The sequence below is a fragment of the Salinisphaera sp. genome (genome assembly GCF_002729955.1).
Taxonomy (GTDB): domain Bacteria; phylum Pseudomonadota; class Gammaproteobacteria; order Nevskiales; family Salinisphaeraceae; genus Salinisphaera.
This window is the reverse complement of the sequence record NZ_PBYA01000008.1, coordinates 41733-64925: the sequence shown is the minus strand read 5'-3', so window position 1 is coordinate 64925 and position 23193 is coordinate 41733. Positions and strand designations below refer to the sequence as shown.

Annotated in this window: 22 protein-coding genes; 18 read left to right on the top strand and 4 right to left on the bottom strand. The window is 60.8% G+C overall.

Going from position 1 to position 23193, the window contains the following annotated elements; genetic code table 11:
- Positions 1-26 precede the first annotated feature (26 nt).
- The 6 genes from CMN27_RS02470 to CMN27_RS02445 all read left to right on the top strand — a co-directional run bounded on the left by CMN27_RS02470 (position 27) and on the right by CMN27_RS02445 (position 6331).
- Positions 27-1268, top strand: coding sequence for a sodium:proton antiporter (locus CMN27_RS02470; RefSeq protein WP_293623821.1), 1242 nt, complete (start codon positions 27-29; stop codon positions 1266-1268).
- A gap of 78 nt (positions 1269-1346) precedes the next feature.
- On the top strand, positions 1347-1871 hold the full coding sequence (locus CMN27_RS02465; protein WP_293623820.1) for a phenolic acid decarboxylase: 525 nt from the start codon (positions 1347-1349) through the stop codon (positions 1869-1871).
- A 95-nt stretch (positions 1872-1966) separates the two neighbouring features.
- Positions 1967-2845, top strand: a complete 879-nt coding sequence (gene yghU, locus CMN27_RS02460; protein ID WP_293623819.1) for a glutathione-dependent disulfide-bond oxidoreductase — start codon at positions 1967-1969, stop codon at positions 2843-2845.
- 142 nt (positions 2846-2987) lie between these two features.
- Positions 2988-4877: a sensor domain-containing phosphodiesterase gene (locus tag CMN27_RS02455; protein ID WP_293623818.1), complete on the top strand. Its 1890-nt coding sequence runs from the start codon at positions 2988-2990 to the stop codon at positions 4875-4877.
- A gap of 13 nt (positions 4878-4890) precedes the next feature.
- Entirely contained in the window at positions 4891-5121 is a 231-nt protein-coding gene (locus CMN27_RS02450; RefSeq protein ID WP_293623817.1) for a DUF2835 family protein, read from the top strand.
- A gap of 64 nt (positions 5122-5185) precedes the next feature.
- A complete protein-coding gene (locus CMN27_RS02445; protein WP_293623816.1) occupies positions 5186-6331 on the top strand; it encodes an aldo/keto reductase in 1146 nt (381 codons plus the stop codon).
- An 11-nt stretch (positions 6332-6342) separates the two neighbouring features.
- Here CMN27_RS02445 and CMN27_RS02440 read toward each other — a convergent pair whose 3' ends face one another.
- On the bottom strand, positions 6343-6984 hold the full coding sequence (locus CMN27_RS02440; protein ID WP_293623815.1) for a pseudouridine synthase: 642 nt from the start codon (positions 6982-6984) through the stop codon (positions 6343-6345).
- Between the two features lie 52 nt (positions 6985-7036).
- The gene (locus tag CMN27_RS02435; protein ID WP_293623814.1) at positions 7037-9028 is read right to left on the bottom strand and encodes a hypothetical protein; all 1992 of its coding nucleotides are present in this window, start codon (positions 9026-9028) and stop codon (positions 7037-7039) included.
- A gap of 487 nt (positions 9029-9515) precedes the next feature.
- Between CMN27_RS02435 and dctP the strand changes: the two genes are divergently transcribed.
- The 4 genes from dctP to CMN27_RS02415 all read left to right on the top strand — a co-directional run bounded on the left by dctP (position 9516) and on the right by CMN27_RS02415 (position 13819).
- The gene (dctP, locus tag CMN27_RS02430; RefSeq protein ID WP_293623813.1) at positions 9516-10565 is read left to right on the top strand and encodes a TRAP transporter substrate-binding protein DctP; all 1050 of its coding nucleotides are present in this window, start codon (positions 9516-9518) and stop codon (positions 10563-10565) included.
- Positions 10566-10638: 73 nt separating this feature from the next.
- Positions 10639-11193, top strand: a complete 555-nt coding sequence (locus CMN27_RS02425; protein ID WP_293623812.1) for a TRAP transporter small permease subunit — start codon at positions 10639-10641, stop codon at positions 11191-11193.
- Positions 11190-12500 carry a TRAP transporter large permease subunit gene (locus CMN27_RS02420; RefSeq protein ID WP_293623811.1) on the top strand — a complete coding sequence of 437 codons (1311 nt, stop codon included), beginning with the start codon at positions 11190-11192 and terminating at the stop codon, positions 12498-12500. The genes CMN27_RS02425 and CMN27_RS02420 overlap by 4 nt, the downstream gene beginning before the upstream one ends.
- Before the next feature lie 236 nt (positions 12501-12736).
- Positions 12737-13819: a PQQ-dependent sugar dehydrogenase gene (locus CMN27_RS02415; RefSeq protein ID WP_293623810.1), complete on the top strand. Its 1083-nt coding sequence runs from the start codon at positions 12737-12739 to the stop codon at positions 13817-13819.
- A gap of 75 nt (positions 13820-13894) precedes the next feature.
- Here CMN27_RS02415 and msrA read toward each other — a convergent pair whose 3' ends face one another.
- Both msrA and msrB read right to left on the bottom strand, forming a co-directional pair.
- Positions 13895-14404 carry a peptide-methionine (S)-S-oxide reductase MsrA gene (gene msrA, locus CMN27_RS02410; protein WP_293623809.1) on the bottom strand — a complete coding sequence of 170 codons (510 nt, stop codon included), beginning with the start codon at positions 14402-14404 and terminating at the stop codon, positions 13895-13897.
- The gene (msrB, locus tag CMN27_RS02405) at positions 14404-14850 is read right to left on the bottom strand and encodes a peptide-methionine (R)-S-oxide reductase MsrB (RefSeq protein ID WP_293623808.1); all 447 of its coding nucleotides are present in this window, start codon (positions 14848-14850) and stop codon (positions 14404-14406) included. The genes msrA and msrB overlap by 1 nt, the downstream gene beginning before the upstream one ends.
- Before the next feature lie 252 nt (positions 14851-15102).
- On the opposite strand from msrB, the gene CMN27_RS02400 reads away from it, so the two are divergent.
- The 8 genes from CMN27_RS02400 (at position 15103) to CMN27_RS02365 (ending at position 23056) form a co-directional block, all read left to right on the top strand.
- Complete coding sequence (locus CMN27_RS02400; protein ID WP_293623807.1) at positions 15103-16461, top strand: MFS transporter; 1359 nt, start codon at positions 15103-15105, stop codon at positions 16459-16461.
- A 1057-nt stretch (positions 16462-17518) separates the two neighbouring features.
- The gene (locus CMN27_RS02395) at positions 17519-17881 is read left to right on the top strand and encodes a hypothetical protein (protein ID WP_293623806.1); all 363 of its coding nucleotides are present in this window, start codon (positions 17519-17521) and stop codon (positions 17879-17881) included.
- A gap of 448 nt (positions 17882-18329) precedes the next feature.
- On the top strand, positions 18330-19217 hold the full coding sequence (locus CMN27_RS02390; protein WP_293623805.1) for a LysR substrate-binding domain-containing protein: 888 nt from the start codon (positions 18330-18332) through the stop codon (positions 19215-19217).
- 113 nt (positions 19218-19330) lie between these two features.
- Positions 19331-19825 carry a hypothetical protein gene (locus CMN27_RS02385; RefSeq protein WP_293623804.1) on the top strand — a complete coding sequence of 165 codons (495 nt, stop codon included), beginning with the start codon at positions 19331-19333 and terminating at the stop codon, positions 19823-19825.
- Positions 19822-21336, top strand: a complete 1515-nt coding sequence (locus CMN27_RS02380) for a GMC oxidoreductase (RefSeq protein ID WP_293623803.1) — start codon at positions 19822-19824, stop codon at positions 21334-21336. The genes CMN27_RS02385 and CMN27_RS02380 overlap by 4 nt, the downstream gene beginning before the upstream one ends.
- A 12-nt stretch (positions 21337-21348) precedes the next feature.
- Positions 21349-21948, top strand: a complete 600-nt coding sequence (locus CMN27_RS02375; RefSeq protein ID WP_293623802.1) for a hypothetical protein — start codon at positions 21349-21351, stop codon at positions 21946-21948.
- An 11-nt stretch (positions 21949-21959) separates the two neighbouring features.
- Positions 21960-22712, top strand: a complete 753-nt coding sequence (locus CMN27_RS02370) for a glutathione S-transferase N-terminal domain-containing protein (protein ID WP_293623801.1) — start codon at positions 21960-21962, stop codon at positions 22710-22712.
- Positions 22709-23056 (top strand): rhodanese-like domain-containing protein, encoded by a 348-nt coding sequence (locus CMN27_RS02365; protein WP_293623800.1) that lies wholly within the window; start codon positions 22709-22711, stop codon positions 23054-23056. The genes CMN27_RS02370 and CMN27_RS02365 overlap by 4 nt, the downstream gene beginning before the upstream one ends.
- Positions 23057-23193 lie beyond the last annotated feature (137 nt).

The window sequence follows — 23193 nt, the reverse complement described above, 5'->3', positions numbered from 1 at the left end:
GTCGCGTTTTTGCTGGGGGACAGGCCGTGGGTCTGCTACAGATTAGCGCCGTCGTGGTATCGCTGGCCGCGGTGCTCGCGTTCGTCAATTACCGCGTCGTGGGCCTGCCGACCACGATCGGCGTGATGCTGCTCAGTCTGGTCGTTTCGGCCGGGTTGGTTGCGGCCGATTACTTCGGCGTTCTGGCGGTGCGCGAACAGACCGGCGACTGGTGGCTGGCCATCGACTTCAACCGCACGCTGATGGACGGCATGCTCAGCTTCCTTTTGTTTGCCGGCGCATTGCAGGTCAACCTGGGCGATCTGTGGAGGCATCGCTTTTCCATCGGCGTGCTGGCCTCGGTCGGGGTGGTACTTTCCACCGCGATCATCGGCTGCGTGACCTATCTGCTCGTGCCGTTTCTGGGCTTTGAGCTGAGCTTTGTCTACTGTCTGCTGTTCGGCGCGCTGATCACCCCCACCGATCCCATCGCCGTGCTGGCCCTGCTCAAGCAGGCCGGGGTATCGCAGGAGCTCGAAACCAATATCACCGGCGAGTCTTTGTTCAATGACGGCGTGGCGGTGGTCGTCTTTCTGGCCCTGCTCGGCCTGACCGGCGCCGGCCATGTGGAAGGCGCGGGTGAGATCGCGCTGTTGTTCGTTCAGGAAGTGGTCGGCGGTGCCTTGCTGGGCCTGGCCCTGGGCGGGCTGGCCTTCTGGATGCTGCGGCGCATGAACGATCACCAGGTGGAGATTCTGGTCACGCTGGCGGTGGTGCTCGGCGGCTATCAGCTGGCGCTGGTGCTGCATGCCTCGGGGCCGATCGCCATGGTCATCGCCGGCCTGCTGGTGGGTAACCACGGGCGCATGTTCGCGATGAGCGACACCACCCGTGCGCATCTCGACACCTTCTGGGAAACGGTCGACGAAATCCTCAACACCGTCTTGTTCGTGATGATCGGGCTGGAGATGATTCATATCACCCTCGACGGGCGCTACCTGCTGGCCGGCGTATGCGCGATCCCGCTGGTGCTCGTCACCCGCTACGGCTGTGTCAGCGTGGCCCTGCAGCTGGTGCGCCCCTGGCACCGGTTGGGCAGCAACGCCAGTGCGCTGCTGACCTGGGCCGGGCTGCGCGGCGGTATTTCGGTGGCCCTGGCCCTGGCGCTACCGCCCGGCGACGCCCGCGATACGCTGCTGACCATCACCTACTGCGTGGTGTTGTTCTCTATCGTCGGCCAGGGGCTGACGGTAGGGCCGGTGATCCGACGTCTGGGCCGTCGCCATTGAGCGAAGCGACGCGTTCATGGTCATGCAAGCGGCCGGCGCGCATCATCGCCCCAGGCTTCTAAGGAACAGCGCTGTCTCATGATCACGGAAGAATCCTTCGACTCGACCCATCCCGAGGAGCTTGCCGGTTTTCTCGGCCGCCATTTCATCTATACCTATGACAACGGCTGGCAGTACGAGATGTATATCAAGAACGCCCGCACCATCGACTACCGTATTCATAGCGGTATGGTCGGCGGGCGCTGGGTACGCGATCAGGCCGCGCATATCGCACGCCTGTCCGACGACGTCTGCAAGGTATCGTGGGACGAGCCCACCGGCACCTCGGTGAGTGTGACCGCGAACTTCGCCGAGCGACGTCTGCACGGCGTGATCTTCTTTCCGCGCTGGGTGGTCGAGGCACCGGAAAAAACGGTGTGTTACCAGAACGATCATCTGGAGACGATGCGCGCGCTGCGTGATGCAGGCCCGACCTACCCTAAACAGGTGATCGACGAATTCGCCCGGCTGACCTTCGTGGAAACGCGCGAAATCGATGACGAAAGCGTGGTCGCCGAGGCGCCGCAGCAACTGCCCGACGGCTATGCAGACCGGCGCAACTAGTCGATGTCCTGGCCGCTGCCCGGCGGTGGCCAGTTCGACGCCAAGGCCCGGATATGCGGATAATCGCGGCCAACAGCTATCAACATAATTCGATGATGAGTGACGCAAACCACGATTACACGCCGCCGAAAGTCTGGACCTGGGAAAAGGGCAGCGGCGGTAAGTTCGCCAATATCAATCGCCCGGTCGCCGGCCCGACCCACGAAGCCGAGCTGTCGGTCGGCAAGCACGACTTCCAGCTCTATTCGCTGGCTACGCCCAACGGCGTGAAGGCCACGGTCATGTTCGAGGAGCTGCTCGAACTCGGCCACGAGGGCGCGGAATACGACGCCTGGCCGATCAATATCGGCGAGGGCGAGCAGTTTTCCAGCGGCTATGTCGCCATCAACCCCAACTCCAAGATTCCGGTGATGGTCGACTACGGTACGACCAACCCGACGCGGGTGTTCGAGTCCGGCTCGATTCTGCTGTATCTGGCCGAGAAGTTCAGTGAATTCCTTCCGGGCGAACCCGCAGCGCGTACCGAGGCGATGAACTGGCTGTTCTGGCAGATGGGCAGCGCCCCGTATCTGGGCGGCGGCTTCGGGCATTTCTATGCCTATGCGCCGGAGAAGATGCAGTACCCGATCGATCGCTTCACCATGGAAGTCAAACGTCAGCTCGACGTGCTCGATCGGCGCCTGGCCGAATCCCAGTATCTGGCCGGCGGCGAATACAGCATTGCCGATATCGCGACCTGGCCCTGGTACGGCGCGCTCGCACTCGGCCGGCTCTACGATGCGGGCGAATTCCTGCAGGTGCAGGAGTACGAGAACGTGCAGCGCTGGGCACAGGAAATCGATGCGCGTCCGGCCGTGCGGCGCGGGCGTATGGTCAACCGTCTCTGGGGCGAACCGCAGGAGCAGCTGCGTGAGCGCCACGACGCCAGCGACTTCGAATACCGTACCCAGGACAAGCTCGAGGCAGCAGACTGAACGCGCACCGGCCGCTCGGCCCGGGGCGGGGCAGTGTCGGGCGGCCGGTGCGCGGTATCCGGTGCTTGAAAAAAATGCGCGTCCGAGCGATAACGATTGGGATATGCGCATCTAGCGGGGCGAGCGCCAAAGGACGGGGAAAGTGACCAGCGAAACGACCGGCGACGGGCTGCCGCAGCAGCCCGGGGCGCGACGGCATATCAATGCGGCAGCCGATAGCGACCGTCGGGAATCCGAGCGCCTGTCGGATCTGCTCGAACTCGGCCTGCTCAACACCCGCCCCGAGGAACGCTTCGACCGGATCACGCGGTTGGCCACCCAGCTGCTGAATATGCCGATCGCGCTGATGTCGCTCATGGAAGGCGACCGCCAGTGGTTCAAGTCCACCTGCGGCATCGAGATCAAGGAATCGTCACGCAGCGTGTCGGTGTGCGATCACACCATCGTCCACGACAAGCCGCTATTCGTGGAAGACGCAAGTCGCGATCTGCGTTTTTCGCATCTACCCTATGTCGCCAGGGCGCCGTATATACGCAGCTATGCCGGCATGCCATTGCATGGGCCCAAGGGCCGGCCGATCGGTACGATCTGCCTGGCCGGCTACAAGCCGCGCGCCTTCAGCGACCGGGACCGCCAGCTGCTCAAGGAACTGGCGGACTGGATCGAACACGAATTCGATCTCGACCGGCGTATCGCGGCACACGATCGCCACGTCGCAAGGCTGATGGATCGCGACCCCTCGCTGCCGGTCGCTACCCGCACGATCGCCCTCGAACGCCTCGACGATGTGTTGATGTCGCGCGCTCGCGACGGGCAGGGCAGTGCGGTGCTGCACCTGGATATCGTCAATCTCGCCCACTACGAACAGACCTACGGCGAGCAGGTCGCACGCAATACGGTCGCGAGCTGGCTGGCGGCGCTTCAGGATGGGGCGGCGGATTTCTGTTATATCGCACGCCTGTCGGATACCGAATTCGTCGGCGCGGTACCCGACGGCGAGGATATCGAAGCCGTACGTGCCGACTGCGAGCGCCAGGTCGATTATGCCAACCGTGCGGTCAGCGGCGGCGCGGCCCAGGTGGCGTTTCAGGTCGTTGGCGGCCTTGCCGTGCACGGCGATCATGGGCGTCAGGCCGCGGAACTGGTGTCGCGTGCACGCCAGGCCCACCGACGCGCCGATATCCGCCGCGGCGTCGTGCTTTTCTCGGAAACGATCAACCGCCAGCTGCTGCGCGATCGCCATATCCGCCGTCTGTTCGAAACCGCATTGCAGGAAGGCGGTATCGACTTCCACTGGCAGCCGTTGTTCAGCAATCGCGGCGACGTGCTTGCCGGTTTCGAGCTGCTCGCGCGCTGGCACGACTCCGAACTCGGCGATATCTATCCGGATGAATTCATCCCGTTGGCCGAAGCCGAACACAACCTCAGCCGGGCGCTCGTGGAACACGCGCTGGATACCGCTGCCGCGCAGATCGCGCAATGGCAGGCGCAGCAACGGTCGTTGCCCCTGCCTTATGTCGCAATCAACATCCCCGGCCGTGAATTCTATGAGAGCGATTTCTACGACTGTGTCGCCGGCGTGCTGGCGCGCCACGGCATCGACGGCCGCCGGCTGGTATTCGAACTCACCGAGCGCAGCCTGATCGCCGACTTCGACGTAGCGGCCCGCACCATGGCGCGCCTGAACACGCTGGGCATTCGTATCGCCATGGACGATTTCGGCACCGGCTATTCGTCCATTGCCTATCTCACCCGGCTGCCGCTGGCGCTGGTCAAGCTCGACAAGAGCGTCGTCCAGCGTCTGGAGCACGATGCGGTCGCCCGCGAACTGGTCCGCAGCATTGTCGATCTGGCACACGGGCAGGATCTGGGCGTGGTGGCCGAAGGCGTGGAAACCCGTGCCCAGCACGAATGGATCCGCTCGTTCGGCTGCGAATACAGCCAGGGTTTCCTGCTCGCCCGGCCGGAATCGCGGGCGGCCTCCTGCGAGCGCGTCGCCGCCCAGCCGCAGGAACAGCCCGGGCCCATGTGAGCGTTGTCTGCCCATGCCGAGCATCGATCTGATCATCGAACTTTGTGCCGCCCAGTGTCAGGCCCACTATGCGGGCTCGGTCGACCATGTCTATGCCTCCAGCACCGACGGTCGGCGTGTGCTGCTACCCGCCCAGGCGCTGCGGCGCGTGGTCACGCGCGACGGCGTGCACGGCGTCTACCGCCTGAGCTACGACGACAACGGCCGCTTCCAGTCGCTGCAACGTTTGGGCGACAGCCCCTGACGTCGAACGTTGTCGGTAGCGTCTGCTACCTTGGCCGGCATCGTTCAAAGCTCACGGATACATCATGACCAGCCGTCGTCATTTTCTTCGCACGGCCGCCTTCGGTGGATTGGCCGGTGCGGCCTCGCTGCTCGTACCGCGCGCCTTTGCCGCAGACAACGCAGCGCATGCCACGCACAGCCCCGACTCGATGCCGGCCAACCCGAGCGGCGCGTCGGGCTATCGCCCGCCGCATAAATACGGCGTCGGCGGTACCCAGGCCGGCAATATGTTTGCCGAAACTTCCGACGAAACCGTCGAGGCCATGATGCAGGCGCACTGGGATGCGGGCGTGCGCTATTTCGATACCTCGCCCTGGTATGGCCTGGGTTTGAGCGAACGCCGCATGGGGCATTTTCTCGACGGCAAACCGCGCGAAGCGTATCTGCTGTCGTCCAAGGTGGGGCGCCTGCTGACCCCCGACGCATCGATGGACAGCCACGGTATCTGGGCGGGCGATCTGAACTTCAACTATCGCTACGACTACACCGCCGCCGGCGTGCGACGTTCGGTCGAAGACAGCCTGCAGCGCCTGGGCGTGCCCAGTCTCGATATGGTGTTCATCCACGATCTGGCGCCCAGCAACAAGGATCTGGACGACTACGATGCCCAGCTCAAGACCGCGATCGAAGGCGCCATGCCGGAGCTCACCAAAATGCGCGAGGAAGGGCTGATCAAGGCCTGGGGCATGGGCGTGAACGATATCGAGCCCGCGCTCGCGGCCCTCGACAATGCCGAGCCCAACGTGCTGCTACAGGCCACGCGCTATACATTGATGAACCACGACGACGCGCTCGAGCGGCTGTTTCCGAAATGCGAGGCCCAGGGCTGCTCGGTGGTGATCGGTGCGCCCCTGGGTGCCGGCTTTCTGGCCGGCAAGGATCGCTGGCTCTACAGCGGCGACCCCATTCCCGACGGCTATCGCGAAAAACGCGCCAAGCTCAGCAAGTTGGCCGAGTCCTATGGCACCGATCTGCGGACCGCGGCCCTGCAGTTCACCGCGGCGCCGTCGATCGTATCCGCAACCATTCCGGGCGCACGTAATGCACGGCAGGCGCGCGAGAACGCGGCGTCCATGCGCGCCTCGATCGACCCGGCATTCTGGCAGGCGGTCAAACGCGAAGGGCTGATCAACAGCGATGCGCCGACCGAGCTGACTCAGAAGGCGTAATCGCGGCGACTCTAGCCGGGCAGGCTCGGCGCCAGTTCACGCCACTCGCCGCTGGCCAGCCCGGCCAGCGACCAAGGCCCGATACGGGTACGCACGAGGCGCAGGGTCGGCAGACCCACCGCGGCGGTCATGCGTCGAATCTGGCGATTGCGGCCTTCGCGGATAGTGATTTCAAGCCAGCTGGTGGGCACATTCTTGCGATAACGCACGGGCGGGTCGCGGCGCCAGAGTTCGGGGTCGACGATGATTTCGACATCGGCTGGCCGGGTCGGACCATCCTTGAGCATGGGGCCGGCGCGTAGCGCCTCGATCTGCGCGTTCGTAGCCTCGCCGTCGACCTGTACCCAGTAGGTCTTGGGCAGCTTGTACTTCGGGTCGGTGATCCGAGCCTGCAGCTGGCCGTCGTTGGTCAGCAGCAGCAGCCCCTCGCTGTCGCGATCGAGCCGGCCGGCCGGATACACGCCGGGCACATCGAGATAGTCGGCCAGCGTCGCCCGCCCGTTGCCGTCGGTGAACTGGGTCAGCACCCGGAACGGCTTGTTTAACGCGATCAGCCGCGGCGTGTCAGGCCGCGCCGCGGGCTTGCGCGGCTTGGGCTTGCGGCGGCGCGCAGAGCCCTGGCCCGGACTCGGCTTGTGTGCTGCTCGGCTCATATGGCGATGCGACCCACCCGCGAACGACGGCAATCAAACGAATGCAGCAAGCCTACTCGGTATCGAACTCCTTGCCCCAGCTGTCGTAGGCCAGCGTCACGATGCGCTCGAGTTCCTCGTCGGTCACGCCGTCGGCGTTGCCGTGTTCGAGCGGGTCGTAGTGATACACGAATAGCCGCGAGGCGAATTCCGCGAACGGCAGCGACGCCTCGCCCGGCAGTTCGCCGTGGCCTTCGGTCGTGGTGACGATACCCTGGCCCCAGTCCTGGCCGCTGTCGTTGTTCGGGTTGAAGAAGTACACGCGCATGTCGCCGTCGGGATCAAGCGCGACGCGCAGGATGGCGATGGCGTGGCGGCCGACATAGCGTGCCGCGCTGTCGGTGACCGCGATACCGGCCGGCTGGGAGTGGATGACCGGCACGTTGCCGTTGTAATAGGGGTGGTAGCAGGCATAGAAATGGCGGATGAAGCCGGCATGATCGCCGATCGCGCCGGTTTTCGGATCGGCGACCACGGCAAAGCCCTGGCCGACCCACCAGCCATAGAATTCGGGGTTGATCCAGCGGTGCAGGTCGTTGTCGCGTTCGCCACACAGCCGGCCCATTTCGATGTACAGCCGGTCCAGATGCGGCACCAGCACCAGCGATACCGGGTCCACGTCCAGCGGTGCCTCCTTGGCCAGCCCCGCTTCCAGACCCTTCGATGAGATCGGCTCGCCTTCGAAACGGGTGAGCACCTCGTCGTCGCGGGCGGCCCAGGTCACCAGCTGCAGCAGGTAGTCCGGATCGTTGTCGGCCCACATCGAGAGCCCGATCACCGACTGGCAGGTGGGGTTGTTGCCCTGGCCCACGCCCAGCGGCTGTCCGAGCAGCCCCAGTACGCCGGCGAGCAGGAACACCCGTGGCGGCTGTGCCTCGCCGCAGACCATGCGGATGTTCTCCTCGGTGGCCGGCGATAGCTTCAGTCCGATCTGGCGCCACAGCCCGGCCGCGACCGGCGTGGAGAACAGCACGCCGCGTTCGAGCAGCAGCGCCAGGCCATAAATCGCCTGCGCGGTTTCCACGAACACGGTTTCGTCGATGAGGGTGTGCACCAGCTGGCGATAGCACAGCAGCGCGTCCTGGCCGGTCTGGCTCAGGCCGAGGGCAAGGGGAACGAGCGCGTCGCCGCTGCCGTCGGGCAGCCCGCGCAGATGACGCAGCAAAACGGCGTGATAGACCGAAGCCAGGCCGGTGTCGTGCATCGCCCGCGCAAAGCCCACGGCCTCGGTCGTCAAGCCGTCGTGATCCATCGCCTGCAGGCGTTCGGCATAGACGGCCACGCCCGGGTCTTCGGCACAGCCGGGCGAGGGCGCAAACAGGGATTCGACCAGCCGGCGCGCGTCGTTGTTGCCGGTGGTGCCCTCGATATCCGGGTCGTACAGGCAGGTGGCGATCTGAATCACCATCTGGCGTACGTCGTCGACCTGAATCGGGCGCTGGGCGAGAATGCGCCAGACCTCGGCCACCAGGCTGTCGAGAATGCTCTCGTAGCCCATATGCTCGAGCTGATAGTGATACAGCGCCTGCACCGCCCCGCCGAGGTTATCCGGGCGTTCGCGGTCGGCCTCGCTGAGCGTGCCGGACAGCAGGTCGAGGTTGAGCGCCATCACCTGGGTGAGGAAGTTGCGGGCGCGTTCCGCGGTCATGCCGGGGTGGCGGTAATCGCCTCGGGCCACCGCCAGCAGGCGCAGTTCGCTCAAGGCCTCCATGGCCGTGAGCACGGCATCCCCTTGGCGCAGCGAACGCACCGCCAGCGCAGGCTGGAGAATGGCCGGTCGACCCCAGTCGCTATGGGCGAAGACGCCGGCACGTTCATAGGCCGCCACGCGCTCGTAGAGGGCCTGCGGGCCGCCGTCGCAGGCAAGAATCGCCGCGGCGTGTTCCAGTACTTCGGTATTGATCGCCTTGCGGCTGTCCTCGCCGGCTTCGCCGAGCTGGGCCAGCTTGGCATCGAAGGTAGCGGTCAGGGTCGCGAGATCGTGCTTATCGTTCGGCATGGTCATGGTTCAAGGATGTCCGGCGGCAAGGCATGAGCCTAACCTGAAATGGCGGTAATCAACGTAATCGTACCGTGCGCGCTATAGATTACTGGGTTCGGCATAAGCGTGACTGAATATGGGCCGTGTGGGCGGCCCGCAGGCACTGCGTTCAGCCATGAAGGCAGTCGGCCGGCGCGCCGGACACTGCGCGTTCGGCTGCCACGGGGAATACCGAACAAACAACGGCTGGTGTACCGAGGCACACCCGACGCTGGCGCCTGGATGCGCCCTGGCGAGGGCATCGACGGGCGGCATACGGTATTCGATTCTGGCGTGGTGACGGGTATGGTTCCATGCCAATGCCTGTAAAACGCACTAAAAATAAGACGTGAAACGAGATTTCAAGTAAGGCATGATCGTTTCATCCGGCGTGCGCCGGATGGCGGGCGGTACAGCGGCAAAAAAGCGCTGACCGCAAGGCGCCAGACTTTCATAACGGAGGAGATATCCGATGCTTTCGACACCTTTCAAGCGCGGGCTGCTGGCTGGCGCCACCGCGCTGGCGCTCACCGCGTTCCTGGCCCCCACGAGCGCGCTGGCGCAGAAGAGCACGACCTGGCGCGTGCAATCGCACTGGCCGAGTTCGAGCAGCTCGTACGAAGACAGCCTGGTGCGTATCAAGAACGTCATCGAAGAGCGCACTGATGGCCGCGTGAAGCTCAAGCTCTACCCGGCCGGTGCCCTGTTCAAGGCCCAGCAGACCTTTGACGCGGTTAAGCGCGGCACCATCCAGATGGGTACCATCTCGCCGGCCTATGCCCAGAACCAGATGAGCCTGGCCGGTATCGCCTCGGGCCTGCCGTTCGCCTTCCGCAACGTCTGGGAAGCGGCCTACTTCCACAAGAGCCTGGGCTTCGAGGACATGCTGCGTGAAGAAGCCGCCGAAGAGGGCGTGTACTGGTCCACCGACAAGGTCTATCCGACCGAAATGGTGGTCGATCGCCCGATCAACAGCATGGACGACTTCAAGGGCCTGAAGATCCGCTCCTCCGGCGCGCTGCAGACGTTTCTGACCGAAGCCGGTGCCTCGGCGAGCTATATTCCGGGCGGCGAACTCTATACCGCGCTGTCGAGCGGCGTGGTCGACGGCGCGCACTGGGGCGCGGCCCAGGGTGCGGCGAGCATGAGCCTGTATGAAGTGGCCAAGTACCACGTCAAGCCGGCGCTCAACATCGCGGGCACGGACGTGTTCATCGTCAACCAGAAAGCCCTCGACAAGCTCTCGGCTGAAGACGCCAAGACCGTCAAGCAGGCGCTCGACGAGCAGTTCTGGGTACGTACCAACGAGTACCTCTACAAAGAGCAGATCGCGCTGGCCAATGCGATGGCCCAGCAGGACGTGCAGATCACCACGCTGCCGGATGAGGTCCAGCAGCATCTCACCGAGGTGGCGAAAAAGTCCTGGGAAGAGCAGGGCGAGCGCAGCGACAAGGCCGCCGAAGCGCTCGACAAGCTCAAGAGCATGTTGAGCGACCTGGGCTATCTCGACGACAACGCCTGATCGCGTTTTTGCCTGACCGCCGCCCCGCTGGCCTTCGTGGCCATCGGGGCGGACTTATCTGCGGGAGTCGCTTATGCGCCTGCTCAATGCCTTCATCAACGGCATCACCCGACTTAACGACTGGATCGGTCGGGCGGTGGCGTTGCTCATATTCGTGATGTTCGCCGTGCTGCTGCTCGGCGTGATCTATCGCTATGCGCTCGAGGCGCCGCGTGTCTGGACCACCGAACTCACCCAGTTCGTGTTCGGATTCTATGCGGTGATGTCGGGCGGCTATGTCATGGCCCATCGTGGGCACGTGAACGTGGACCTGATGTACAGCGCGCTCGCACCCCGGGTGCGTGCGGTGCTGGACGTGCTTACCTCGTCGCTGTTCTTTCTGTTCACGATCACGCTGCTTTACTACGGCGGCACCATCGCCTGGGAATCGCTCGACAGCATGGAAACGTCGTACTCGGCATGGAACCCGCCGGTATGGCCGTTCAAGATCGCCATTCCGGTGGCGGCCGCGCTGCTGTTGTTGCAGGGCATTGCCAAGCTGGTCGAGGACATCGCCATCGCCCTGGGCGTGATGGAGCCGCCGACCGTGGCCTCCGAGCGTGACAGCAATCCGGGAGAAACGGCATGAGTATCGAACTCACGACCCTGCTGTTCTTCGGCGCGCTGCTGTTCTTTCTGGTTCTCGGCCTGCCGCTGACCTTCGTACTCGGCGGCGTGTCGGTGATCTTCCTCTATTTCACCTGGGGGATCGATTCGTTCTACATGGTGGCTTCCCAGATCTGGGGCACCATGGAGAGCTTCACGCTCGTCGCCATTCCGTTGTTCGTGTTCATGGCGATGATTCTGGAACGCACGGGCGTGGCCAACTCGCTCTACCGGATGATGTATCTGTGGTGGGGCGGCACCCGCGGCGGGCTGGCCATTGGCACGGTGTTCATCTGTGCGGTGTTCGCGGCCATGTGCGGCATCAGCGGCGCGGCGGTGGTGGCCATGGGCACGATCGCGCTGCCGTCGATGCTCGAACGCGGCTACGACAAGCATATGGCGCTGGGCGCGATCAATATCGGCGGCGGCCTGGGTATTCTCATTCCGCCCAGCATCATCATGATCCTGTATTCGCTGATCACCGGCGTATCGGTGGGCCAGATGTTCGCCGCGGGCGTGTTCCCGGGGCTGCTGCTGGTGGTGCTGGTGGCGATTTACGTACTCGTGCGTTGCTATTTCCAGCCCGAGCTCGCCCCGGCACTGCCGCCGGAAGAACGCGCCGACTGGCCGGAGAAGTTTCGCTCCCTGGGCGCGGTGCTGCTGCCGATTCTGATCGTGGTCATGGTGCTCGGCTCCATCATGCTGGGCATCACCACGCCTACCGAGGCCGCCGCCATGGGCGTGCTCGGCGCGCTGATCTCGGCCGCGGTCTATCGCAAGTTCACCTGGCCGCTGATTCGTGATGCCGCGCTGCGCACGTTCTCGCTCACCGGCATGATCATGTGGATTCTGTTTGCCGCACACGCGTTCAGCGCGGCGTACCAGAGCATGGATGCCCAGGCCATGATCGAAGGCTGGATGGAAATGATCCCCGGCGGGCCCTGGGGCACGATCATCGCCATGCAGATCATTCTGTTTCTCATGGCCATGGTGCTCGACCCGGTCGGCATCATGCTGATCACGCTGCCGGTGTTCATGCCGATCGTGGAAAGCCTGGGCTTCGACCCGATCTGGTTCGGCATTCTATTCGTGATCAACATGGAAATCGGCTACATGACGCCGCCGTTCGGCTTCAACCTGTTCTATCTCAAGGGCGTGGTACCGCCCTCGATCACGATGCAGGATATCTACCGTTCGGTGCTGCCCTACGTGATGGTGGGCATCGTGGGGCTGGCGATCATCATGATGTTCCCGCAGATCGCGACCTGGCTGCCCGGCTACGTCTTCTAGGCGCGGCCTGTACGGCGCTGCCTGTCGCGACGGCAGGCAGCGCTTTCATCATCCGGGGCCTGTCCGGGTGACGTATCGTCTAGTTCAACGATAACGCGTTTTAAAAGGGGTAGTTCATGATGCGTCACCATTTTGCCTCGCGCTGTGCGCGTGGCCTGTTTGCAGCGGCGATCGCCATGCCGCTGGCCGCCCTCGCGGCCACCGACGGTGCACCCGATGTCTAGGCCAGCGACGACATGGCCATCGCGGCCGAAACCGTTGCCCATTTCAACCAGCCGTGGGCGATGACCTTCCTGCCCGACGGCTCCATGCTGGTCACCGAGCAACGCGGCCAGCTCGTGCACGTCAGCCGTGAAGGCGAAAAGACCGATGTGGCGAACATGTTCGAAGTGGCCTATGGCGGCCAGGGCGGGCTGGGCGATGTGATTCTCGACCCGGACTTCGCTGATAACCGGTATATCTACCTGTCGTACGCGGAATCGCTCGACGGCGGCGCCACCCGCGGCGCTGCGGTGGTCCGTGCTCGGCTGGCGATGGACGACGGCAAGCCCGCGCTCGAAGACATCACCAAGCTATGGCATCAGCAGCCCTATCGCGTAGGCAAGGGCCACTTCTCGCATCGGCTGGCCTTCGCGCCAGACAATGCCAAGCATCCGGGCGATCTGTTCATTACCTCCGGCGACCGCCAGAAGCAGGATCCGGCCCAGGAAATGGACAACAGCCTCGGCAAGATCATCCGCATCAAGCCCGATGGCAGCATTCCGTCGGACAATCCGTTCACCGACGACGGCGAAATCGCCAGGCAGTTCTATACCGTGGGCAACCGCAACATGCTGGGCATTGCCTTCGCCGCCGACGGCACCCTCTGGGCGCATGAAATGGGCCCCGCCCACGGTGACGAACTCAACAAGATCGAGGCCGGCGACAACTATGGCTGGCCCGTGGTCTCGAACGGCGACAATTACAGCGGCGTGCCCATTCCCGATCACGACACCCGCCCCGAATTCAACGCGCCGGAGGTCTCCTGGACGCCCTCCATCGGCCCGGCCGGATTCGTGATCTATAACGGCGACATGTTCGAAGACTGGCAGGGCGACGGCTTCATCGGCGGCCTGGTGGCCAAGGCCATCGTTCGCGTCACGCTCGACGGCGACAACAGCAAAGAAGTGGCCCGCTATGGCTGGGGCAAGCGTATTCGCGAAGTCGAGCAGGGGCCGGACGGCGCGCTCTGGGTGCTCGAAGACAAGGCAAAGGGCGCCGACGACGACAGCATGGATGCACGTCTCATTCGTCTGACGCCGGCCAAAGAGGAAAGCTGATCCACGCGGGCGGTCAACGCCCGTCAACTCGGCATGAGCGGCCGGCGCGGCATATCAAGCCGCGCCGGCCGTTTTTCATGCGCTTTCGTTACGGCGCGGCAGCTGCCAGTCGCGACGTACGAAATGGCAGGTATAGCCGTTCGGAAACTTCTCCAGATAATCCTGGTGTTCCGGTTCGGCTTCCCAGAAGTCGCCGGCCGGCTCCAGCTCGGTAACAACCTTGCCGGGCCAGATGCCGGAGGCATTCACGTCCGCGATCGTATCCTCGGCGACGGCTTTCTGTTCGTCGCTGGTGTAGTAGATCGCCGAGCGATAGCTGCGCCCACGGTCGTTGCCCTGACGGTTCTTCGTGGTCGGATCGTGGATCTGAAAGAAGAACTCCAGCAGCTGGCGATAGCTGATGGTATCCGGGTCGAACACGATTTCGATTGCCTCGGCGTGATCGCCGTGGTTGCGATAGGTGGCATTGGGCACGTCGCCGCCGGAATAGCCCACACGGGTCGAGATCACGCCGTCATAGCGGCGAATCAGGTCCTGCATACCCCAGAAGCAGCCGCCGGCCAGAATCGCTTTTTCCTGTGCCATCAGATGTCCTCCACTTGATCGATATAGTCGCCGTAACCCTGCGCTTCCATCTCGCTTTTCGGGATGAAGCGCAGCGACGCCGAGTTGATGCAGTAGCGCAGCCCGCCACGGTCGCGCGGGCCGTCCGGAAATACGTGCCCCAGATGGCTGTCGCCGTGCTTCGAGCGCACCTCGGTGCGGCTCATGCCGTGCGAGTTATCCTGCAGTTCGTTGACGTAGGCCGCTTCGATCGGCTTGGTAAAGCTCGGCCAGCCGCAGCCGGATTCGTACTTGTCGCTGGAAGCGAACAACGGCTCGCCGGAGACAATATCCACATAGATGCCCGGCGCCTTGTTGTTCAGGTATTCGCCGGTGCCTGGCGGTTCCGTGCCGCTTTCCTGGGTGACCCAGTATTGATTCTTATCCAGTTGCGCAATGGCTTCGGGGGATTTGCTGTACTTCGACATGTCGCGCTCAAGGCTGTGTGCGATATGGTCAATACATGATGGCCGGTGGGGTGAAATCAAGTGTATCGACCGCTCTAGCGCCTGAGCCGACAGTCGCCCGGGCGGTGTTCAAGAACCCATGCGTGGCGTCGGTGCGGCATCGACGCACGATTCGAGGATCATGCCTAGTTGGACGTTGGTATATTTGTGTTACATACAGTTTTCGGCTAGCTTCGGTAACCATGAATTCGGTCGGGTAAAACAGGAACGCCCATGACTGACGCCAGCGAAGACAGCACCGCCGTAGATGCCGGGGCGGTGCGAAAGGCTGTCACTGCTGCAGGCTTGGGCAATGCACTCGAGTGGTTCGACTTCAGCATCTATGCCTATACGGCAAGCACCATCGGCCATGTTTTCTTCGCACAGGGTTCGGGCGATTCGCTGCTCAAATCACTGATGTTCTTTGCCGTGGCGTTTGCCGTACGCCCCCTGGGCGGTTTGTTCTTCGGCCCGCTGGGCGATCGCCTCGGGCGTTCCAGCGTGCTGGCTATCACCATCATCATGATGTCGATTGGTACTGTCGCCATCGGGCTGATCCCCACCTACGACTCCATCGGCATCTGGGCGCCGATCCTGCTGCTGGCGGCACGGCTGGTGCAGGGGTTTTCCACCGGCGGCGAATACGGCGGCGCGGCTACGTTCATCTGCGAGTATTCGCCTGACAACTCGCGCGGCTTTCTGGCCAGCTTTCTCGAATTCGGCACGCTCGGCGGCTATATCCTCGGCTCGCTGCTGGTCTTTGTTGTCCAGTTCTCGCTTGGCGACGAGGCGTTCACCGCCTGGGGCTGGCGTATACCGTTCCTCTGCGCCGCTCCGCTGGGCCTGTTTGGTCTGTATCTGCGGCTCAAGCTCGAAGACAGCCCGGCGTTCGTCAATGCACAGAAGGAAAACGAAGCCAACGGCACCCTGGCCGAAGTCATCGGCGACCATACCCGCCAGCTTCTGCTGTGCATCGGCCTGACGCTGATCCTCAATATCGCCTACTACACGGTGCTGACCTACCTGCCGAGCTATCTGGAAACCATCCTGAACATCAGCACTACCGAAGCGGCCGGGCTGCTGATCGTGGTGCAGGTGGCAATGATGTCGATCATCTACTTGTTCGGCGGCCTGTCGGATCGGGTGGGGCGCAAGCCGGTGCTCATCGCAGCCTGCCTGTCGTTCATCGTGTTTTCCTACCCGGCGTTCCTGCTGCTGTCGACCACCACCGTCTGGGGGCTGGTCGCCGGCCTGGCCATGCTTGGCCTGATGACGGTCATGCTCGCTGGCGTCATGCCGGCTACGCTGCCGGCCATCTTCCCGACTCGCGTGCGCTACGGCGGTTTCGCCATCGCCTACAACCTGTCGACCTCGCTGTTCGGCGGCACCGCGCCGTTGATCATCCAATATCTGATCGGGGAAACCGGCAACAACTTCATTCCGGCGTTCTACCTGATGGGGGCCGCGGTCATCGCGCTTGTCCCGATCATGCTGATTCCGGAAACCGCCGGTCGGCCGTTGCCGGGGTCGAAGGCGCAGCATAGTGGGACGGGGCCGCGTACCGGGCCGAGGGAGCCGGCGCCGGCGGCTTGATTCGGCTCAGCGCAAGGGTTGCGAGAGCGAGGCGTACTGGCCCATGGCTTGAGCGGTCAATATCGGTCACGGCCGACCGCAGGTCGACTTAGCGAAGCGTAAGCCGACAAGAACGCGGTGGCGGACCGGCAAACGTGTTTATAGCTCTAGCGACTCCGAGCTACCGGCTAGCCGCTTGTATTCGGATTCCGTGCGTGTCGTAATGCTCGTGGCTTAAGCTTTAGAGTGTTGAATCAACGGTGCGGGCGAATTTTGGCTTGGGGTTTCGCGCTGCTGCGCGAGTCACTTCTCTTGCTTGCCCAAGAGAAGTAACCAAGAGAAGGGCACCCTGTCTTGCGCCGATGCTACGCATCGGTTCCCTGCGCGGCTCCGGCCGCAAGCGGGCCAGCCGGAAACTCGCTTCGCTCAAACATCCGGCTGTCTATTCCGCTTACGGCCTCCACTGCTCGGCGCTACGCCCAAGGGCTTCAATACAGGCAAGCTCGCTATCGCTCGCTCAAGGTCATGGCTTTTGTAGGTCGGCTAAGCGAAGCGTAAGCCGACAAGAACGTAGCCACTCGTCCAGATTCCGGTCTCTGCCTGTAGCGACTCACCGCTACGGGTTACGTGCTGTATTCGGGTCCCATGTGAAGCGAACGAGAAGCGCGGGGCCGAAGGGTGTCCGGCGCACTGCGCCGGTGCGGCCAGCCTGTTTGAGGATCGCGAAAGCGATCCGAGTTCTGGCCGCATCCCTTCGGCACGCGCATCGCAGTGGTTCGGCGCGCAGCGCCGACGCGTAACCCGGGTGTCTTTTCCTTTGCCTACTTTCGTTTGAACAAGCAAACGAAAGTGGGTCGCGCTGCAGTGCGAAACAAAAGGTCAGCCAAACTGGTGAGCGCCGAACGACGCGCCCCCGACTAACTCCCTTTTTCCTTGCTGAAAAACACGCCAAGGCGTCGTGCCAGGTTAAAACCGCATTAGACATTTAGCTGAGATCGTCGACTTTCACCCCAAAACGCATTTGCCGAGCAAGCGGAATCCGCTAATGTCGTGAAACAGCCAAGGCGAGGGGGCGCGCTTGGAAACTCGACTCAACCTGCAGCCCGGCCAGAACGGGACCAAAGCACTCGTCGAGAAATATGGCGAGCGGCTGGTTTGCGTGCGTTACCGATACGACGCTTCCACTGCGACGCGGTACAAAACCGTCGAACTCATCGAAGAGACGCGGCCATGGCACCCGGCAGGCAGCCGGGAGTCACATCTGATGGAACGTGCCGCCGACGAGCCGGTTCTGCTGCGTATTGGCTACGACGAGAAGGCGTTGCGCGAAACCGTGAGACAACACGGCGGCCGATGGCGGCCCGAAGAGAAAGCATGGAGTAGCACCTACGGCGTGGCCAAAGAACTCGGGCTGATCGATCGCATTGTTGGGGATATATAGATATGGATACTTATGTATCTAGTACTAGATATATGTCGTCTAGTTGGCGTTGTACGGCGGTCGGTTGGTATGGCTGTTTAGCGGTGGAGTCGGGTAGCGAGTTCGTACCAATAGCTCGCTTTGGCCCCTTCGCTCGACATTCGTCGGATTGAAGCTGCTTTCTCCACGTCGGCCAGCTCGGAGCCTTCCCGTCAGCGGCTTTTCGCGGTAAGTTCGGGCTTGGCGCGTTCTTTCTTCAGGCGTGTCAGGTTTTGGGGTTCGCTGGCGGGTTCGAGGGGTCGCCGACCGGTGGAGTTCACGTACAACGAGTCGCTGCAGCCGGCCGCCCAAAGCGCTGGCGCGCTTCGGGTTCCCTCCGCGGCCTTCGGCCGCTCCGGCGGCGGCTGAGCTTGGGCGTTGGGCGGCAATTCAATTTCGGCTGATGCCCTAGGCTCCAAAAAACAGTCATATGCAGACACGGCTTCCAAACCTGAATTTTTTGATCACCTTTGAGGTGGCTGGCCAACAGCTTAGCTTCAAGCGTGCCGCCGAAGCATTGTGCGTTACGCCATCAGCAGTTAGTCAGCAAATACAACAGCTTGAGGATTTTGTCGGCAAGCCCCTATTCGTGAGACACAACCGGTCGCTTGTCCTCACGGACGATGGTGAGCAATATTTGACTCAAATTCAACCGCATTTAAATGGTTTGCGCAAAGCGACAAATGCACTCAGGAAAGAGCAAACGACAAAACTGCGTGTCAGTGTCATGCCACCAGTGGCCAACCGAATTTTGCTGCCAAATCTAGAAGAGTTCCAACGCATTCATCAGCACGTTGAACTTCAAATCGATACGGCTCTTACGAATTCCAATCTGTTATCCGAAAACATCGATCTAGCTGTGCGCTTTGGGCAGCCACCATGGCCAGGGCTGACGCACGAAAAACTCTGTGAAGTGAAAATTCAGCCCATCATGCCGGTGGGTTATTCCCAAAAGTATGATCTTCCGAGCAACGTGTCTTCGTTAACAGAGCTACCCTTGATTCATATGGCAGAGCGGCCTGGTGCGTGGAACCGCGTGTTCAATCAGCTTGGGCTGCCAGCTTCAAGCGGGCCGGCTTATCACGTGGATGATTATCCAGCGGCAGTACAAGCTGCCGAATCCCTTGGTGCGGCGCTGGCCTTATTCCCGATAGAGCAACCACTGATAAAATCTGGCCGAGTTGAAGCACCGTTTCCACCCATTGGTCCGCTGGACGAAGCGATCTACGCTGTTTACCCAACGAACCGTGAAATGCCAACGGCTGGGAGAATATTCATCGACTGGCTGGGGTCATTGTTGGCCATAGCAGAATTGTAGAGCTAGCAAGCATCAGGTTAGCAGTTCTAATCTGAAGATACAGAAATAAACGTTTGTCAGGGCGCGTGCTGCCCGTGATGATGCGCGGCAACTCTTGTGTCGGATTCATCACTATGACTACTGCCCTGCAAATCAAGCTCCCTCCTCAGGCTTTCCTGGATACGCACCGTCAGGATGAGCTAGACGAGCTTTTTTCTTCATTGGCATCTGTCGATGCCGCTGATCTGAGCGGCGACTACCAGGGACGGCTTATAGGAATCAGCGGATTGAGCATCCTGCCACGATTCGTTAAATGGTTGGCATACAAGCTTCTTGGTACCTGGCTTAACCCTTGGCGTGGAAAACGATTTGACTCTTCCCACGGCAAAAACTTATGGGGCATAGCTTCCTTGGTTTCAGGTTGGGGAGCTTATCGGGTCAGCACCAACTCAGAAGACAATTTGATTTCTCTGGACTATGGCGTTTCGGAAAATCCCCGGTTCTTGAGGCCGATTCTCGGAGAGGCAAGACCGTTCGGTAATGGGATTTGGCTCGCGCGCATGCGATATCGGACCAGAAACAACATCAACACGCTGTTGTATTTCACCTTACGCAGAGTGGGCCAATGATGGAACTCGGGCAACGACACTCGACTATCGTAATCGGCAGTGGTTTCGGTGGCTCCGTAGCTGCAAGTACATTGGTCGAGGCTGGAGAGAAGGTGCTGCTAATTGAGCGCGGCCCTTGGCGAGATACTGCCCCCATGCGCAAAGCAGGCGTCGAACACCGGGCCAGCTTACCAAAGGGTTTGCGCGCACTAACACACTTGTTATATCGCATCCGCTTGCCGGGTCTACCGGGTGACGGTATGCGTTTCGCTCAACGCGGCTTGTTTGACATCCACTTGGGCCGTGAAATGTCCGTTGTCTGTAGCAACGGTGTGGGCGGTGGCAGCCATGTTTACAGCGCGATGAATTTACGTCCGCAAGATGCTCAGTATTGGGATGGTCATGTTGAAGCCATTTCGTCCACAGCTATGGAAGCCCACTACGACTGGATACTGAATCGCATGGGAGCAGCGGTGCCAAGTATCGACTCAAAAATACCTAATTCAACGTCAGCCGATTACAGGAACTCGCCAGACTTTATTGCTGATGAGTCCGTGCCTCAGCCTGCAATTTCTATGCGCATGGATGGGAAAATTGAGAGTTACCGAAACAACAGCTTTTTTGGTAGCGAGAACGGAGCCAAAGCGACTCTTGATCAAGTGCTGCTTCTTTCAGCAATAGAAAATGGCTTGCAACTTGCGGCCGAGCACGAATGCTTGACTCTCTGGTCTCTGGGTAAAAACGGCTACCGCTTAGAGGTTTTCGATCACCGCGCTCGCCGTCGTCGTTATCTCATTGCCGATAGGGTTATTTTAGCGGCTGGCACGCTCAATACGCTACGCCTACTGTTCCGTAGCCGTGCAATAGGCGCCTTGTCGGGCATGCCGGCTTTGGGCAAAGGCTTCGGTGGCAATGGCGACAGCGTGGCATGGTGGGCACTCAATCAACGCGGTGCCGACTTTAGTCTCGGCGTTCCATCTCATGGACGCTTTGCGTTGCGGGATCGGGACTCCGGTGGTGCTTTACCGGGGCCAAATATCACCCGATACGGTTTCAACGGCGTCGATACGCTGCCTTTGCCTAAATGGCTTAATGCTCGCTTAAAAAGGGATGCGATTCTCGTTGGCATGGGGGCAGATAGAGCCGATGGCGTAGCCCGTTGGCGACGCGGAAAGTTGCAAATTCGATACATCAAAGAAAACAGCTCGGTTCTTGCAGATATTCAGGAATTTTTTGTTGAAGCTGCTCGCCGTAGCGGCAAACCCGTGCGTTCACTTAGAGATTTCCCGTTGACCGTTCATCCTCTTGGGGGCGCTCGATTGGGGCGCGAGGAAAAACACGGCGTCGTAAACGAAAAGGGTGAAGTCTTTGGGTTGCCAGGCCTATTTATTGCGGATGCCTCGGCCCTGCCAGCCGCGCCGGGAGCGCCACCTTCTATGACGATTTCAGCGTGGGCGCGTCATGTCGCAAAAGCGATCACGGAAAACCATAACCACTCACAGCAAGAGAGAGATTCCGCTCAAGCGGTATAAGGAAATCAAATCATGTTTCGAAAGCGCACATTCACTTTTCCCGGGTTTTTAATCAGTGTACTGATGAATGCCTTGTATTCACCGCGATTAGTCGCGGCAATTATTCGACCGTCAACATCTGCCGCATTGCGGGAGCAAGTGATGCTTGGTTGCACCTCTGTAAATGAGTGCCGGTATTGCGACTGGTTACATACGCATTTGGCGCTAAAAAATGCCGTCAACGTGGATGAGCTCAACCAATTTCTTGCCAACCCTGAAGGGACAACACTGCCCTGTGATATCGCTGTCGCAGTGCTGTATGCCCAACACTTTGCTGAACAAAAAACGCATACCTCGACTGAGGCAAAGCAGCGTTTGAAAAATGTCTTTGGGCTCTGGAAGCGCATGGAGATTCACGCCTATTTACATGCGATCTACTTCGGAAACCTGGCCGGAAATACTTTCGATGCATTACTTGGCCGGTTTCGGGGGCAGCCTAAACAGGACAGCAGCGTTATCACGGAAGTTATCGTTTCAGCGGTGGCCGCGCCGGTTCTACTGCGAATCGCTTACCACGCAAGAAAAGGTCAAGACCAACGGTTCGCGACCAATTCCAAAACCGTCAGTTCTTGAGCGCACACACTATGCTATTCGATATCGCCACATCAATTTTATCGTCCACTGCCCGTGGCTGGCGTGGGACCAATGCAGTCATTCGCACAAAGCAGCCCGAAGAATTCTTGGTGCTTTATGACATGGAGGGATGCCCCTACTGTCGGCCCGTTCGTGAAACCCTCACTGAACTGGATTTGAATGTGCTGATTAAACCCTGTCCCAATGGGCAAGCAGGCCACTGGGCTGAAGTCGAGCAACTGAGTGGGCAGAGAAAAGTGCCTTGTCTCTTGGAGCCGAATTCAGGGCAGTGGCACTCAGGGAGTGAAGAAATCATCAGCTTTCTGTATGCAAATTATGGTGCTAAAGCGGTGAAACGCCACCGTACGAAACCATCTCTAAGTAAGGTGGCAACAGGTATGCGTGGATTGCGAGGCTTGCATGGCATCACGGCGAAATGCCCTGAACAAGCTCTGGTCTTATATAGCTTTGAATCCAGCCCGTTCTCACGCTTAGTGCGAGAGCGGCTGACGGAGCTTGGCCTGCCCTACATGCTCTACAACGCTGGTAAGCAACAGCTTGCAGATCAGGGGCTAAGTTGGCTGCGTCCTGCGCTTGGAGAGTACAAGCCGGTACCTGGCAGTAATAGGGAAAAGTTGCTGACAGAAGCAGGCAAAGTGCAAATCCCCTATCTTTTCGATCCCAATACGGGCAAGCGGCTGTTCGAGTCCCGTGACATCATCAAATACTTGGACTCGACGTATCGAGAAACGAAAACGCCATGAATCTTATGCAATGGTTGCCTTTTGGCAAGGTGCCCGAAATTTCTCCGCAGGAATTGCAGCAGAAGCTTGGTGACGTTCAAATCGTTGATGTGCGTACACCGTCAGAATTTCGATCAAGCCACATTGACGGTGCGACTAATCTCCCGATCACCCAGTTTTCACAGCGTTCTATTGCTGATTTGGAATTGGACCAACGTAGGCCAGTCGTTACCATCTGTCTCTCCGCTCATCGAAGCATTCCCGCGACACGTCAATTGACCCGGCTTGGGTATGATGTACGTCAGTTGGAAGGGGGTATGAAGGCATGGTGGCGTGGAAAATTTCCGGTCCGAGTTTGCGGATAAAGCTGTCAGTATCTAGCTCAAACAGCTGCGTGTTGCCGCCCAACAAATCGTTGCAGCTGACATTTGACTCGCCGCTCGGTTTGGCTACGCCAAGCCCACCCGTCGAGTCAAATGCAGCTGAACGCAGGCGTTAGCTC

Coding starts and splice junctions, on each gene's coding strand:
- CMN27_RS02465 (WP_293623820.1), top strand. CDS start 1,347: ATGATCACGGAAGAATCCTTCGACTCGACCCATCCCGAGGAGCTTGCC.
- yghU (WP_293623819.1), top strand. CDS start 1,967: ATGAGTGACGCAAACCACGATTACACGCCGCCGAAAGTCTGGACCTGG.
- CMN27_RS02450 (WP_293623817.1), top strand. CDS start 4,891: ATGCCGAGCATCGATCTGATCATCGAACTTTGTGCCGCCCAGTGTCAG.
- CMN27_RS02445 (WP_293623816.1), top strand. CDS start 5,186: ATGACCAGCCGTCGTCATTTTCTTCGCACGGCCGCCTTCGGTGGATTG.
- CMN27_RS02440 (WP_293623815.1), bottom strand. CDS start 6,984: ATGAGCCGAGCAGCACACAAGCCGAGTCCGGGCCAGGGCTCTGCGCGC.
- CMN27_RS02435 (WP_293623814.1), bottom strand. CDS start 9,028: ATGACCATGCCGAACGATAAGCACGATCTCGCGACCCTGACCGCTACC.
- dctP (WP_293623813.1), top strand. CDS start 9,516: ATGCTTTCGACACCTTTCAAGCGCGGGCTGCTGGCTGGCGCCACCGCG.
- CMN27_RS02425 (WP_293623812.1), top strand. CDS start 10,639: ATGCGCCTGCTCAATGCCTTCATCAACGGCATCACCCGACTTAACGAC.
- CMN27_RS02420 (WP_293623811.1), top strand. CDS start 11,190: ATGAGTATCGAACTCACGACCCTGCTGTTCTTCGGCGCGCTGCTGTTC.
- CMN27_RS02415 (WP_293623810.1), top strand. CDS start 12,737: ATGGCCATCGCGGCCGAAACCGTTGCCCATTTCAACCAGCCGTGGGCG.
- msrA (WP_293623809.1), bottom strand. CDS start 14,404: ATGGCACAGGAAAAAGCGATTCTGGCCGGCGGCTGCTTCTGGGGTATG.
- msrB (WP_293623808.1), bottom strand. CDS start 14,850: ATGTCGAAGTACAGCAAATCCCCCGAAGCCATTGCGCAACTGGATAAG.
- CMN27_RS02400 (WP_293623807.1), top strand. CDS start 15,103: ATGACTGACGCCAGCGAAGACAGCACCGCCGTAGATGCCGGGGCGGTG.
- CMN27_RS02390 (WP_293623805.1), top strand. CDS start 18,330: ATGCAGACACGGCTTCCAAACCTGAATTTTTTGATCACCTTTGAGGTG.
- CMN27_RS02385 (WP_293623804.1), top strand. CDS start 19,331: ATGACTACTGCCCTGCAAATCAAGCTCCCTCCTCAGGCTTTCCTGGAT.
- CMN27_RS02380 (WP_293623803.1), top strand. CDS start 19,822: ATGATGGAACTCGGGCAACGACACTCGACTATCGTAATCGGCAGTGGT.
- CMN27_RS02375 (WP_293623802.1), top strand. CDS start 21,349: ATGTTTCGAAAGCGCACATTCACTTTTCCCGGGTTTTTAATCAGTGTA.
- CMN27_RS02370 (WP_293623801.1), top strand. CDS start 21,960: ATGCTATTCGATATCGCCACATCAATTTTATCGTCCACTGCCCGTGGC.
- CMN27_RS02365 (WP_293623800.1), top strand. CDS start 22,709: ATGAATCTTATGCAATGGTTGCCTTTTGGCAAGGTGCCCGAAATTTCT.